This window comes from Acinetobacter sp. XS-4, assembly GCF_023920705.1.
Lineage (GTDB): Bacteria > Pseudomonadota > Gammaproteobacteria > Pseudomonadales > Moraxellaceae > Acinetobacter.
Genome location: NZ_CP094657.1, coordinates 1,926,108 through 1,939,464, shown reverse-complemented (window position 1 = coordinate 1,939,464; position 13,357 = coordinate 1,926,108). Strand labels below are relative to the sequence as shown.

At 33.4% G+C, this 13,357-nt stretch carries 16 protein-coding genes and 1 pseudogene; 6 read left to right on the top strand and 11 right to left on the bottom strand.

The window, feature by feature from the left end; all coding sequences use genetic code 11:
• Positions 1 to 63: 63 nt before the first annotated feature.
• From MMY79_RS09065 to MMY79_RS09055, 3 genes are all read right to left on the bottom strand, one after another.
• On the bottom strand, positions 64 to 1,074 hold the full coding sequence (locus MMY79_RS09065) for a hypothetical protein (RefSeq protein ID WP_252613202.1): 1,011 nt from the start codon (positions 1,072 to 1,074) through the stop codon (positions 64 to 66).
• A 124-nt stretch (positions 1,075 to 1,198) separates the two neighbouring features.
• A complete protein-coding gene (locus MMY79_RS09060) occupies positions 1,199 to 1,429 on the bottom strand; it encodes a hypothetical protein (RefSeq protein WP_252613487.1) in 231 nt (76 codons plus the stop codon).
• Positions 1,430 to 1,990: 561 nt separating this feature from the next.
• The gene (locus tag MMY79_RS09055) at positions 1,991 to 2,545 is read right to left on the bottom strand and encodes a hypothetical protein (RefSeq protein WP_252613198.1); all 555 of its coding nucleotides are present in this window, start codon (positions 2,543 to 2,545) and stop codon (positions 1,991 to 1,993) included.
• 238 nt (positions 2,546 to 2,783) lie between these two features.
• Between MMY79_RS09055 and MMY79_RS09050 the strand changes: the two genes are divergently transcribed.
• From MMY79_RS09050 to MMY79_RS09035, 4 genes are read left to right on the top strand one after another with little or no spacing between them, the layout of a single operon-like run.
• Positions 2,784 to 3,158 carry a hypothetical protein gene (locus MMY79_RS09050; RefSeq protein WP_252613195.1) on the top strand — a complete coding sequence of 125 codons (375 nt, stop codon included), beginning with the start codon at positions 2,784 to 2,786 and terminating at the stop codon, positions 3,156 to 3,158.
• Between the two features lie 30 nt (positions 3,159 to 3,188).
• Positions 3,189 to 3,599, top strand: a complete 411-nt coding sequence (locus MMY79_RS09045; protein ID WP_252613193.1) for a (deoxy)nucleoside triphosphate pyrophosphohydrolase — start codon at positions 3,189 to 3,191, stop codon at positions 3,597 to 3,599.
• Positions 3,593 to 4,438, top strand: coding sequence for an HNH endonuclease signature motif containing protein (locus tag MMY79_RS09040; protein ID WP_252613191.1), 846 nt, complete (start codon positions 3,593 to 3,595; stop codon positions 4,436 to 4,438). Before MMY79_RS09045 ends, MMY79_RS09040 begins: the two co-directional genes overlap by 7 nt.
• A gap of 27 nt (positions 4,439 to 4,465) precedes the next feature.
• The gene (locus MMY79_RS09035; protein WP_252613189.1) at positions 4,466 to 5,515 is read left to right on the top strand and encodes a hypothetical protein; all 1,050 of its coding nucleotides are present in this window, start codon (positions 4,466 to 4,468) and stop codon (positions 5,513 to 5,515) included.
• A gap of 52 nt (positions 5,516 to 5,567) precedes the next feature.
• Here MMY79_RS09035 and MMY79_RS09030 read toward each other — a convergent pair whose 3' ends face one another.
• Positions 5,568 to 6,347, bottom strand: coding sequence for a M15 family metallopeptidase (locus MMY79_RS09030; protein ID WP_252613187.1), 780 nt, complete (start codon positions 6,345 to 6,347; stop codon positions 5,568 to 5,570).
• A 39-nt stretch (positions 6,348 to 6,386) separates the two neighbouring features.
• Positions 6,387 to 7,082, bottom strand: coding sequence for a hypothetical protein (locus MMY79_RS09025; RefSeq protein ID WP_252613185.1), 696 nt, complete (start codon positions 7,080 to 7,082; stop codon positions 6,387 to 6,389).
• A gap of 576 nt (positions 7,083 to 7,658) precedes the next feature.
• On the opposite strand from MMY79_RS09025, the gene MMY79_RS19420 reads away from it, so the two are divergent.
• Positions 7,659 to 7,787, top strand: coding sequence for a hypothetical protein (locus MMY79_RS19420; RefSeq protein ID WP_289781524.1), 129 nt, complete (start codon positions 7,659 to 7,661; stop codon positions 7,785 to 7,787).
• 27 nt (positions 7,788 to 7,814) lie between these two features.
• Here MMY79_RS19420 and MMY79_RS09020 read toward each other — a convergent pair whose 3' ends face one another.
• The 4 genes and pseudogenes from MMY79_RS09020 to MMY79_RS09005 all read right to left on the bottom strand — a co-directional run.
• Positions 7,815 to 8,693 carry a hypothetical protein gene (locus MMY79_RS09020; protein ID WP_252613182.1) on the bottom strand — a complete coding sequence of 293 codons (879 nt, stop codon included), beginning with the start codon at positions 8,691 to 8,693 and terminating at the stop codon, positions 7,815 to 7,817.
• A gap of 304 nt (positions 8,694 to 8,997) precedes the next feature.
• On the bottom strand, positions 8,998 to 9,903 hold the full coding sequence (locus tag MMY79_RS09015; protein ID WP_252613180.1) for a hypothetical protein: 906 nt from the start codon (positions 9,901 to 9,903) through the stop codon (positions 8,998 to 9,000).
• A gap of 11 nt (positions 9,904 to 9,914) precedes the next feature.
• Complete coding sequence (locus tag MMY79_RS09010; RefSeq protein WP_252613178.1) at positions 9,915 to 10,403, bottom strand: hypothetical protein; 489 nt, start codon at positions 10,401 to 10,403, stop codon at positions 9,915 to 9,917.
• Positions 10,393 to 10,710: pseudogene (locus MMY79_RS09005) on the bottom strand (DUF559 domain-containing protein); the annotation flags it as partial. The pseudogene MMY79_RS09005 and the gene MMY79_RS09010, both read right to left, overlap by 11 nt.
• Between MMY79_RS09005 and MMY79_RS09000 the strand changes: the two are divergent.
• Positions 10,677 to 11,813, top strand: coding sequence for a phage integrase Arm DNA-binding domain-containing protein (locus MMY79_RS09000; RefSeq protein ID WP_252613175.1), 1,137 nt, complete (start codon positions 10,677 to 10,679; stop codon positions 11,811 to 11,813). The pseudogene MMY79_RS09005 and the gene MMY79_RS09000 overlap by 34 nt on opposite strands.
• Positions 11,814 to 12,021: 208 nt before the next feature.
• Here MMY79_RS09000 and MMY79_RS08995 read toward each other — a convergent pair whose 3' ends face one another.
• The gene (locus MMY79_RS08995) at positions 12,022 to 12,450 is read right to left on the bottom strand and encodes a hypothetical protein (protein ID WP_252613172.1); all 429 of its coding nucleotides are present in this window, start codon (positions 12,448 to 12,450) and stop codon (positions 12,022 to 12,024) included.
• A 313-nt stretch (positions 12,451 to 12,763) separates the two neighbouring features.
• A complete protein-coding gene (locus MMY79_RS08990; protein ID WP_252613169.1) occupies positions 12,764 to 13,336 on the bottom strand; it encodes a hypothetical protein in 573 nt (190 codons plus the stop codon).
• Positions 13,337 to 13,357: the final 21 nt, after the last annotated feature.

The following is a 13,357-nucleotide window of genomic DNA, read 5'->3' as shown; positions in this document are numbered from 1 at the left end:
CCCCATATAACGGGGATTCTAATCAAGAAAAAATTAAAGCGTCGATAATAAGGAGTCAATATCTTATAAATCAGCCAACTTATTAATAAACATCGTAGCTTCAGGATTAAAATAATGACATGATTTTTTTGATAAATTATCATAGATTTCAGAATATTTTATTTCTGATTGATTCACTTCTTCATCGTACACAAAATTTTCTTTATTCTTTGCTACAATTTGTGCAAATGAATAAAATTCTCCGTTCAAACTCGGTTTAGCCCAATAATATATATCACCAACTTTAGCAGCTCCCGAGTTGTTGTAATCTAGAATAAATGCTTCTGTATCCTTATATATAGAAACCTTTTCTCCCTCTAATTTTCTATTTTCCCACCATTCTTTAATTGCATTTTGATCAAACGGATCAACATTTGGTTCTGGGTACCTTTCTAAAGTTAACACATCACTATTTTGCTCAACTGATATGAGCTGAATACATTTTGATCCTACAGGAAAATTACTACTATATAATTTTTTATATAATTTTAATGCAGCAAGACCATATACATCATCAAATAGTGGGACTCCATTAAATCTAATTGATAGATTAGGATCAACAGTATCAAGAATATTTTGGCCTGCTATATCTAAGACCTTGTACTTAGTTATTCGATTAAATTCACCTGTTCCATTTAAGAGTGTTGGAGAAAAAGTCCATTGATTAATAGTGGATGTATTAATTTTTCCTAAACGATCGCCATACTCTTGATGTTTTTCATTGCTGCCATAAAAACCTGTATAAGTGGCATAGCTAGGTGTCAATCTTTGTTCTTTTTCATTTAAGTTAAAAAAATCTTTTTTTTCAAATAAATCATTACCATCAATTGTTAAAGTGGACCTTATTGTTGCAATTACGTACTTAAAAGGAGCTTCTTCTACTCCAGTACCTATACTTTTTTCAGCAAAATTAAAACTTGACCATTGTTCAAAAACTTTTGGTTTAGGTTCTTCAATATTTTCATCTGAATCATTGCAAGCCACTAGCAATAGACTTGAACACATAGCGATCAATATTTTATTTTTTTTTAACATTATTAAAACTCCATTATTCAATTGTTAATTTTATAAAATAATTAACCATTAAGATAATTGGATTAAAGAGTACAAACTAGTATTTAATTCATAGTTAAAAATTAAATACATAATTTTTTAAAAATTATTTTATCGATAACAGATATGCGTATACTTGTTTTTCACTACCCTTTAACTTAACAACAGCATCTGTTTCATCATTTAAAGTAAGGTTAAATATCATCTCACCATCGTAGGATATTTGATGTCCCATCCGAAATTCTGACTTCATTGATTCAATGACTATTAAATTTCCATTAATATCTGAAGCTACATAATGGTTGTTATTACGATGAACATATCTAATTGTATATATCACCACATAAATTCCATTTAAAATTATTCATCTTATAAAGTCATAAAAAAACCCATCTCTTCTTCTCAATCAGAAATGGGCATTGCAAAAAATATGCTTAAAACCTGAAATAGAGAGTGTATTAGGTCATCTCTCTAGTCTCATAATTGCACAAGATTTAGATAGCATCAATATGAATAAAATTAAAAAATAAATTAATTCAAACGTTTAAAAACCATAAATATTTTAATACACACAACTTTAGTTCGTACTTAAAGATTCTATTTTCTAGTTAATTTTTTTTGTTTTAAAACATATAGACTAACTTCTGATTAACAAAAAAGCCCATCTTTCGATGAGCTTTTAAATATCTTGTGTGATCTTTATTTGCACTTCGACCACTATAACGCAAAAATAGCATTTGGCTTGATCAAGGTCAAGTTTCGTATAGCATGATTTAATATTTGCTGTAGATGTCTGTCCCTATATAAATCCTACCTATTCATTTAGTTCAAGAATCCAACAACCCTATTCATACTCAAATTCCAGAATATTTATTTTAATATTCATTAAGAGCAAAGCTTATAATTTAGCTCTCATATTTATCATAACAACCTTAATTCTAGCTAACAGCTTGTTTATGTTATCTAATTCAATATTACATTCGTCTCGTATAATTTCTAATGATTCAATTTTATTGATCTCAGTTCTAAAGCGATCAAACCGTTTGTGTATTGAGTTAAGTTTAATTGCTTCTAGATGTATGCTTTTTAGTTTATAGCCAGTAACAAACTTAAAATCAAATCCTAAGATCATCAAATTATTGGCTTCGTACATATAGCTATTATTTTTAAATGTATTATAGCTTAACTCAAAAACTTTTCTGGCATTTTCAATTTCCTTTTCACTCTCAGCAGATAACTCTTTTTCCCGCAAAGAAAAGTAGTCATCCATTGAAACCGCAAAAGAAATTAGTAAATTTGCCAAACACTGTTCTTGATCGTAAAGTTTATCTCTAATGAATGAATAATTTTGCTGTTTTCTCCAGGTTCTCCATATTCTAAAAGCAATAATTAACCCTAAAATAGTTGCAAGATTTGCAATAAGTGAAACCCATTGTTGAAAATCATTTGGCATTTTTATTTGATTTAAAATAAGCTAAAAGCAAATTCTATCTAAATTATCATTAATATATAAGCAAGAACTCACCTTTCGATATACTAACAAGGTAATTTTCATGAAGAAAAAATAACTATCTTCATCAACTCAAATAAAGAGAACTCCATAAATGAATAAAATTTTCCTATCTGTCCTATTATTATCGTTATCAGGCTGCGCTGTTTTAATTCCTCCCGCTTATAATCCTGGTGCTGTCATGTCACATTTCAGAGAAGGACAAGCGAGTAAAGACTCCTTCTATGTAAGCTACAAAGGTGACCGTGGTAGCTCTCCAGAACAAGCAAGAGATTTTGTTGTTCTACGCGGTGCTGAGTTAGTCATGCAAAATGATTTTCGCTACTTTAAGATTCCAAAAATGAATCAAGGTACTCTTGTGACCTCAAACTATCAAATTGCTTCTGGGGTAAGAAATGATACCTATCAACCTATGGTTGAAGCTCAAATCGTAGGAGTCAAAGACCCTGGAGCAGATACTGAAGTCTTAGATGCCATTAAGGTAGCGAAAGCCTTAAGAATTAAATATCTACTCAACTATAAATTGACACCTTTAGAGCTAAAATATAGTCACTAATTTCTTTTAGCTAACTATTTTTAAATACTTATGAAATCTCTAGAAGTCGTTGCTGCAGTCATTAAGCACCAGGATAAAATTTTATGTGCCCTTAAAGGTGAGCATAAGTATCCCTATTTATCAAATAAGTATGAGTTTCCAGGTGGCAAAGTCGAAGCTGAAGAAACACTCGAGCAAGCACTCATTCGAGAAATTAAAGAAGAACTCAATTTAGATATTGAAGTAACAAAGTATCTATTAACTGTAGAGCACGCCTATCCCAACTTTAATATCGAGCTGGCCACTTTTATGTGCGCGACTAAGACTATTGAAGAATTGGCTTTAAGTGAGCACCAGGATGTACAATGGTGCACTATCGATGAATTAGAACAGCTTGACTGGGCTGCTGCTGATATCCCCATCGTGAAATACTTACTTGATAATAAGACTGCAGCATGTTGAAAGATTTTAGACAATTAAAACCAGGTACCATTTTAGATAATGATGGATTACGCGATTACTTCCTTTGCTCACCTCAGGGCGGAATGCGTAGATCTCATAAGACCAACACCCTTATCATTGTTTCCAACCATGTAGAATCCGTCTATGAAGATCGATGGATCGGTGATGAGTTGCATTACACCGGCATGGGCCAGCTCGGTGACCAGGGATTAATAAGTCAAAATAGAACACTAACTGAAAGTAATAGTAATGGTATTTCTGTCCATCTTTTTGAAGTATTTGTTGATAAGGAATATATCTATCAAGGTCCTGTTACTCTCGTAGCAGATCCATATCAAAAGATCCAACCTGATGCCAATAAACAAGATCGTTTAGTCTGGATATTCCCTGTTAAATTGTCTGATTCAAATACAGCGGTTAGTGTAGAGACCATAGAGCGTACTAGTCAGAAAAAGCAGCGTAAGTATAAGAAGAAATCCATTGAGCAATTGATGGCAGATGCTCATGCTACAGCACAAACGCAAGTCAGCTACCGTAATACCAAAACGAAATACTTTATTCGTTCTATTGCAATTGCAGAACTTGCGAAGCGTTTAGAAAATGGAATTTGTCAGCTCTGTGAACAACCTGCCCCTTTTAAAGACAAAAGTGGTGAGCCTTACCTGGAAACTCACCATATTGAATGGTTGGCACATGGTGGACCAGATACCGCTGAAAATACGGTAGCACTTTGCCCGAATTGCCATAAGAAAATGCATGTAGTGAATGCTGAAGCAGACCGGGAGAAACTAAAGATAATGAACTCTAAGTTCTTAGAAGCAGATTCATTTAAAGAATAAATAGAAACTTTAGAAATTGGTATTTTTATGCGATTAAGAGAAACCATTTTGGCTTTGATGATACCCGCCCTATTAGGGTATCTATATGTATCTGGCCGTTATTTCATTATAGGTAGTGTTGAGCAGACAGGTTACGATTATATAAACCTGGGTTTTGACTTTCATGATTATGTATTTCAAGGTTTTATAGCCAATTTTAGGGTTTCTTCTTTCTTAGCACTTATACTAGCTCCACCATTAACTCTTATATTAAGACATTTTTTTTACGCAAAAGAGCCTTTTGATAAAATAAATATTAAATTTTCCTATTTTATAGTTTTATTAATCCATAAGTTTTTTAAAAGAAATAAATACATCGATAAAAAGGAATTATTGAAAGAAGAAGAAAATAAATATTTTGAAAGAAAAGAGAAAGCTGAAAAGAACCCTCTCTCAAAAACACTATTAACCTCCTATTATTTATCAATTTTCTTATATCTTTTCCTTCTTGCTTCCTTGGTAAAAATCTTAGATTTTTATAAGCAAGGTAAAGAAAGTGCTCAATCAAGCGTATTAGGTAGCATCACGTATATAAAGGATGATGACTCTCAACGTTTCAGAGTTATTTGTGGAAAAGAAGTTTGTATATATGCAAATAAGAACTTTGACTCTTTCAAGAAATTAAAAGAGGATGACTATCCCGATAAAGATCTACAGCAAATTGATAATTTAGCTGAAAATTCACCATTTTTATTTTTTCTATTATCTGAAAAGCAACTTTCACCAATAGAGAAAGTTGTCTATGTACAGATTCATTCAAAAGAAATTAATTTACACGATGAGAATCCATATTTCTTTAGAGCATATACCCGGAAAGTGCGACCTTATCTTTCTAACTTAAAATTTGAGAAAGGATGTTATAAAGATATTGAAAATGATGAGATTAAAGCACTGAATCAAAAAGCATCTGAAAATAAAGAGAAGTTACCCTATTTTGTGGCATTTAAAATTCCTGTTGAGCAAAGTATTGATCATATTGATATATTTGATCCAAAGAAAAATATCCAACAGTACAACTTTTGCAAGCAACTCTATTAATATTAGAAGGCTAATTTGATAGCCTTCTCTTTTCATATTTATAAAATTTAAACTAAAGTATTTTAGCTATCTCAAAGTGCATTCCATCTGGCTTAGTAAATAGACCGCCCCAATAGAACCCATGATGGTAGGCAATCTTTACTAGCTCATAAACACAACCTTTCTGATCTGCTGTAGCTGGAACTGCTCCATACGGATTCCATGCTGCATTGATATCGAAAGCTGTCCCAAAAGCATGATTTGATAATATTTGTTCCTTAGCTTTACCACGTATGAATCTTGGATTGTAAGCTCCATCATAAGTGAGAATTCTATTTAAAAGCCCCTCTTTCTCCCATTCAGCCCAAAGACTTCTCAGCTGCTCTTTTACTGCAGTATGAAAATAAATAACTCCTGATTTAGGCGCTCCTTTGATTCCAATCAATTGAGGTATCTCTACAGGAACGATTTTCTTTTTTGCAAAATCATTGGTAATTCTGATTGCTTCTCGATTCGATGGAGTTGGAGCAGGTTCAAACTCAAGAGGACCAAACATTTTTTGTCTTGTATTCGTACCTACAATTGGTTTGAAATCAGGCTTCTCTGGAAAGGCTAGATTAAAGTCATCTTTAATTTCAATGAGAGGATAACCTAACATGCCGGCCTTACCAAAAGTCTGGTTTCCTACAAGTCCATCCACATAAAGCTTATTCTTTTCCTGGAATTTTTTAGTAGCAATATCAGTTAATTCATCAAATTCTCCAGTGACATCTAAATGATATCCCTGCCCTCTAAGAAAATATTGCCACTTCTCGACCTGATTACCAGTTGAACCTAATTTTAATGTTTTCATATCTATTCTCCTTAAAGCTTTAGCATTATTCGAACTTACTTATTCCCTTATGCTTAAACTTGGGGGTAATTGAGAATTCTTTAACGTAGTGCTAGGAACACTTTTTTGTGCTGGTTGGACATCTTGTTCCAAAGCCGGATTTTCTACTTGTTGAGGAGGTCGAAGAGCTTCAGGAACAGGAGTAGTTTGTTTAACTGCATCTAACATTTTCTGACTGACCACACTAGGAGCAAATCTGCATTGACTTGCCATATTCATCGCGGTCATTACTGCAGCATCATACTTTTGTTGCTGGATCTGCTGTTGAATGGTGATGTTATAGATATGAACGAGTTCCTGAATATTAGTTAAACTAGCTTGAGTTACAGTAGTCACCATAATGTCATTTGTACTCGCCTGAAAGGCGTTACTCGTTCCGGATAATCCAGAAAGCCAAGTACTGGCGGTACCAGTTGTTGTGGCTCCTGCTACACCAAAGATCGTTCCTACAAAACCTACAATTCCTGAATATCTTTTTCCTCTTACTGTGTGCCTATCAAATTTTTGATATAGATTCACACAATATTCAGTCGCTGTAGATAAGGTATTAAAAGCATCATTAGGACCACAAGAATAATTTTCACCTGTACAGACAAGCTTATTATCTTTCCATGGCCATTTAATATCTTTAGAAAAAGCAGTAGTTGGGTTAATAATTAAAGCCGATAAAATCAGCATTACAAAGTTTTTATTCATGAGCTTATTCCATTTATTATTATCTTGCTCTTATATAATATTCCTCACACCAAAGACCAACAACTTTTATTATTAAGTATTAACAACTTAAATTCAATTATTAAGAAATCCTAAACAATAATATGTATTAATATAAAATAAGTCTAAATAATTAAATATATAACGTGATTTTTTAAAACACTCATAATATATTTTAAATTTACTATTTGGTTTATTTTAAACCAACTGGTAAATTATTTTAAATATGACCTTCATTATATTTTATAAACGGATAACGACAGTGCTATACAGCCAGCCCACATCGAATATCATACTTGGCTTCCATAACAGTTCTTTCTGGGGTTTGTAATTTTGACCAAGAATGTCTCTCGAAGTAGCGGCATATGATGACATCCATCCACTCGAGTAGAGCTTCCGAATCTGTATTGTTAATTACATCTAATATAAGCCGCTGCACTGCTCTTGCCTCATCATCCGTAATTTCACACAATATTTTATTTTTCCCACGTACCTCTTCAATTGACTTAGTTGAGGCGGAAACTCGAAATCAAATTATGACATATTACTGGAGTTTACATGATGAGATCCCCCAGTCATAAAAAACAGCTTTTACCCGATATTATTCAGGCAACAGTGAATCAGTTGACTAAAGCAGCCAAGGGTACTTTACTTTTTTTATTCCAGAAATTAAAAGACCATCTTTAGATGGCTTTTTTATAACTATAATAAAACTTAGTCTTTTATCTGATCCATTACTTCCTGAACTTGAGGTCTTGTTAATGGCTTCATGAATATATTCATACAGCTATTAAATTCATCCATTCTATTGTCGAATTTTAAAACCTCTTTACTAAAACATGTATCATTTTTACACTTTGTATTTTTTACTTTAGTTTTAAAATCTTCAAATCTCAATATATCTGCTTTATCAGTTTTTAAAATAGAGAATAAATTATCAATATAAGCAAGATATTTGACTTTGGTTTTAGGGGTGGTAATCGAATCTGGATCTTCTCCAAAAATAGAATCAGCTAAATGACCCGTAGCAGGACCATAGGCCACCTCTTCATTAGTCCAGAATTTTTTATGTGTATGTGCATATGTATCTCCCAAACTATGTATCAACAGTCCAGCTTTCCAAATATCCTCAGGTTTTTTCAAATTGTTCTTAATTGCGTTTTCTACTTCAGTCCTTCTTTGTTTAATTTTTTCACTACCTCCACCATGTAAGGAATGGAGTTTAGTCACAATATCATTAGTAAACTTGTTACTTTCAGATGGGATTTTATTCTTTGCAGCATTAACAATAGCATCTAGCTCTTTATTAGCGTCGGGATATTGCGAAAAAAATGTCAGTTCATGAGTATTTACTATATCTTGTCCTGCTAGATCAGAAATTACATAAGTAGTTTGAGCATGTCCAACTATATTCAACTTTTGCTCATCCAACTGATTCAATAAAGAAGCTACACAACCTTTGGAAGCCTCAGTTGGGCTTAAAGTCTTTGGAACTGCTTTAGGCAAATTTTCTGATTCTAATGGTTGAACTGCAATCCCTATCTGAGATATGCAAAGCGTTATTGCCCCAATACAAGTCTTAATGTATTTCATGAAACCTACTCACTTTTAATTATTGTACCATTACTAAACTCCTTACCAATCTTATCGTCAATTAAAATTTGATGGTTATTTATAGTTTTTTTCTATGATTTAGAATAACTTAAAGATGAACATGGATTGTTAAAAAACCACCCGAAGGTGGTTTAGATTATTTTGCACAACTCCATCTTTTTTGAAGTGCTATTGAGTGCTCATATAGTATCGCACATCAGTATCTAATGCTTCGTTGTTCGAGCCATTGTCTTCTTATACACCTCATTCAAGAATATATCATCTATATAAGCCAGCTTAAAATTTAATACCTCTCAGCAAACTGTCTAACTTTTCTTAAATCATCAGATTTATGGAAAAGTAGTCCTAGTTTCATTAAGTTTTCTTGGGTTAACAATCGATTTCCACGTTTACAGTAACTTTGGAGTTCAGCAAGATTATGTTCATACTCTCTCAAATCATAAATTAGCTTCTTAAACACATCATTTGGCATACCAGCCGGATCTCTAATCTCACGATGTATTCTTTCAAAATATGTCTTAAGTTTCTCTGCTTCGTACCATTGAGCCATCAGACTATATTCATCAATAGTTGCCAGTGTAACTGTCTTTGTGTCCCTAATAATTCTCGTTTTACCCCATTCTTGAAGATATATTTGCTCTTCAAATTCTTTTTCTTGTTCAGTTTTAAATTGCTCTTCTGTAACACCACCATTCGGTGTAATACGATTTCTAATGTCCTGCTTCATCCAATAATCAAAAGCTTCATCTTGTAGGCCTTTGATCCCCTTTTTTATTTCAACAAAACTAAGTCTCCCAGATTGAGTTAATACCTCTTCAAATTTCAGTTTTAATTGTGGCAATTTTTCAAAGGTATCTTTCATGGTTTGGAATTGTTCAGCATGAATTCGTTGAGCCTTAAATTGTCGCTCTTTATCCGTAAAATCAACACCAAAATTTTTCTTACCACAAACATGCCCAATAATAATTTCCGTATCATCCGTAAGCTTTACTACATATCCTTTCTGGTGTTTAGTTCCACATTGGGCAATCCCACATTTAACTTTATCTTTAAATTGATAGTGGCCTAACAAATCTTTAAGTTTAATCCCTTCATCTTCTGATGAAATATGAGCAGATTCAACAAAATGTGGTCGAGCTAAAATTTCATTAAAATCATATATCAGCTTAAATTTTTCTTCAGACCTCATATTCATTCCTCTTAAACTGTACCTTTCACATACTGAATAAATGGATAGCGCACATGTAATACTGCCAAACCACAACGCACATCATATTTCGCATCCATTACTGTACGATCTGGTGTCTCCAGTTGTGACCATGACCTATCGTTAAAGTAACGACTAATAATGACTTGCATCCAGTCGAGTAAAGCTTCGCTATCAGTACCATTTATGACATCTAAGACTAATCTTTGTATAGCTCTTGCCTCATTATCAGTGATATCACACGTCATCTTATGTCGCTTTATTTTTGGTTGTTCCTCTTCACAAAGATAATATGCAATCAGTTTTGCTCTTTGAGCTTTACTTAATCTCACCTTTGCTTTTTTCATGGCAACAGCAATCGGGTTACTCGAGCGATAGCTATTTCTACAGGACCTCTGCCAAGCTCCACATTGACTCAACCACCCTGGAAGATCATATTTAGACCAATCCATAGTTTGCATTACATGCTTCTTATCGATCATTAGTACGATTTCCCCCAATCATTTTCTCTATCTGCTGAACCGCTAAACCTGACTTCACTTGCTCTGTACTGAACCGTAAAACTGTAAAACCCATCATTGCCGCCGAGTTATATTTCTCCATATCCCCGATGTAACCTTTACCTCTTGTGTGACGTCCACCACTCCAAATCCCGCCTTCTACCTCTACCAAAATCTTTGTATTCGTAATCAGAAAATCCGCTCTCCATTTGCGTTTCGGATGGAATTTGTATTCCTGCTCAAAACTGATCTTGCATGCTCTTAAGTGTGTTGCCAGAACCATCTCACCTTCACTTACCAGCTAACCTTTATCGTGGTGATGGTAGTGCATGGCGCTACCGCTACCCTGTAACCGGTAAGTATCATTCAATGGGTTCAGATAAATCAAAAGCGATTACAGCAGCTCGAAAACTAAATGAATTACTTATCCCGTCAGATGACTTGATTGGTAAAGTCATGGGTGGAGTATATTTTGGAAAATTTGCAGATGAGTACTTAGCGAATAAACGACGTAAGGATGGTAAACCTGTTGCAGCGACTACACTTGAAAGTTACAAGTCGTATCTTGAGAGATGCAAACTTAAATGGCGTGATTTACGAATAGACCAAATCACCCTATTTATGGCAAATCAGCTTTTAGACGATATGACAGCATCATCTAGCAATGGATGTCGTGGAGTTTTAATTGATCTGTTTAATGTCGCTGTCAGCAAAGGATTGTGTCCAGATAATCCGATTGAAGCAACTATGCCTAAACATACAAAACGGCAGCGTAGAAGACATACATTGGAAGGCTTGGAGCTTGTTCGTAAGCACTCTCCTACATGGCTTCAAAATGCGATTGATTTGGCCTTGCTAACTACGCAGAGACGAGTCGATATCCTGAAAATGAAGTGGACAGATATTCAAGATAGTTACTTGCATGTTGCTCAGGAGAAAACTACTGATAACCCTGAAGATGAGTTTGAGATTTCTGAAGGCACCGGTTATGTGAGGATTAAAATTGATAATGAGCTGCAGCAAGTTTTAAATCGCTGTAAGGATAAAATTGATAGTCCTTTCATTATTCACCGTGTTCCTGTGAAAGAAGGTAAAAAGAGAAAAAATGAAAAAGAGCATTGGGCCCAAGTTGATAATCAGTATTTATCATCTAGCTTTTTAAAAGCAGTTAAGAAGTCAAATGCATATCCAAACTTAATAGGTAGACAATTACCAACATTCCACGAAATTAGAGCACTCGCTATTTTCTTGCATAAAAAAGCGGGTAAATCTGCTCAAGCATTAGCTGGACATTCGAGTAAGAAAATGACTGAACATTATGAAGCTGGACATGAAATTATCTGGAATGATGTGGACGTAGGTATTAAATTACCATTTGCCGAAATGACATAAGATTGGGCTGCAAAACCCTTTCTTAAGTTGTTGTTTTCTAATAATTCTATATGTTCGAAAAGTTCTATAATAATTAAAATAAAAAATATAATAAAATGTATTAAAATCAATGGCTTTAAAATAAATGCTATATTTAATTTGTCCGTAAAAATATTAATTTTCTAGCTTTCCTATGGCGCTTTTAACTATTGAAATTCATCTTCTGAAATTACTTGTCTAATAGGTACAGAAGAGTCCGATCAACTTTTCTCTCTTTTCTTTTTTGCTCAAGTTCCTGTTGATATTCTTCTTCTGAAATTACTTTTCTATTAGGTGTAGATTCAATGTGTGGAGAATAACCTCTATAATTAGCAAACTTATTTTCTCTGTAATATTGTGATTTATCATAATCCGTCATATTTGATGTTTGGAATAGAACATCTTTATCTCGCTCAGCCCTTCTAAAAAGTTGATTTGTACGATCTATTTTTTGTTGCATTGTTGACTCAAAAAAATCAACTTTCTCACGCCTGTTATTATTTTGAACCTCTTCATCTTTAGCAATTAAAATAGAAGGTTTTTTTTCGAAAAAATCATCAGCACTGTACACTGGACTAATAATCAATAAACTTATAAAAGATAATAATATTCTATTCATAAAATTAATGCGCTCAATACAAAATAGTGGAATACGTAAATTTTATATAACTTTAATAAAAAAATATTGCTCCGTATCTTATTCTTTTAGTGTTTAATCTACTACTAAATAAAATCATTTAGCTTTCGGTAACGGCGTATCAACTGAGATGTTAGAAACCGACTTTTGATATTTTTATAAATTATATCAACTAGTCCTAGTTCTTAAGTGCAAACCTGCATATAAAATAAAAAAAACCGCCAATAATCGATATTTAGCGGGGCTCGTTTGTACCGAAATACGCTCGGCTATATTAACATTGTTAATTTAAAATTTACGGTACAGGGAACAAGAACCACTCATCTCTTTCATCATTCGTTTGCGTTGGTGATGCGTATACTTGATGTGTATCCCAACGATCTTTGGCAACACCCGATTTTAAGTAGTATTCTCTACCATAAGAAGTATCATCGCTAACCTTAATAAAGTAGCTAATTGGTACAGGATGAGCATCCTGACTATGTTCTACTGCTTTTTTCCAAATATCAAATTCTGTTCGGCTCTTTCTATCATTATGCCATTCCGATTCACCATAAATAGTGTAATCCCCCTGAGGATCCAAATCTGCTCCTCGGAACAAATAGAATTCTTTTCCAGGATCACGTTCATTTTTAAGGTAATAGCCCTCTTTTGCTTCGCTTATATACCATATACATTTTCTATCTTTCATCCATTTATCATAATCATTTGTTTCATAAACTTCAGCAATTACATCACCTACAGAGTCCAAGCCTGTTCCTAGGCACAATAGTCCGTAGTTATTACAATTAATAATTACACATCTTCCTTCGTGATTATTTATGATTTCATCAAGTGATACTGGTTTATGTGGAATACTTTTAGTCATAATATTTCCTATTTATATATT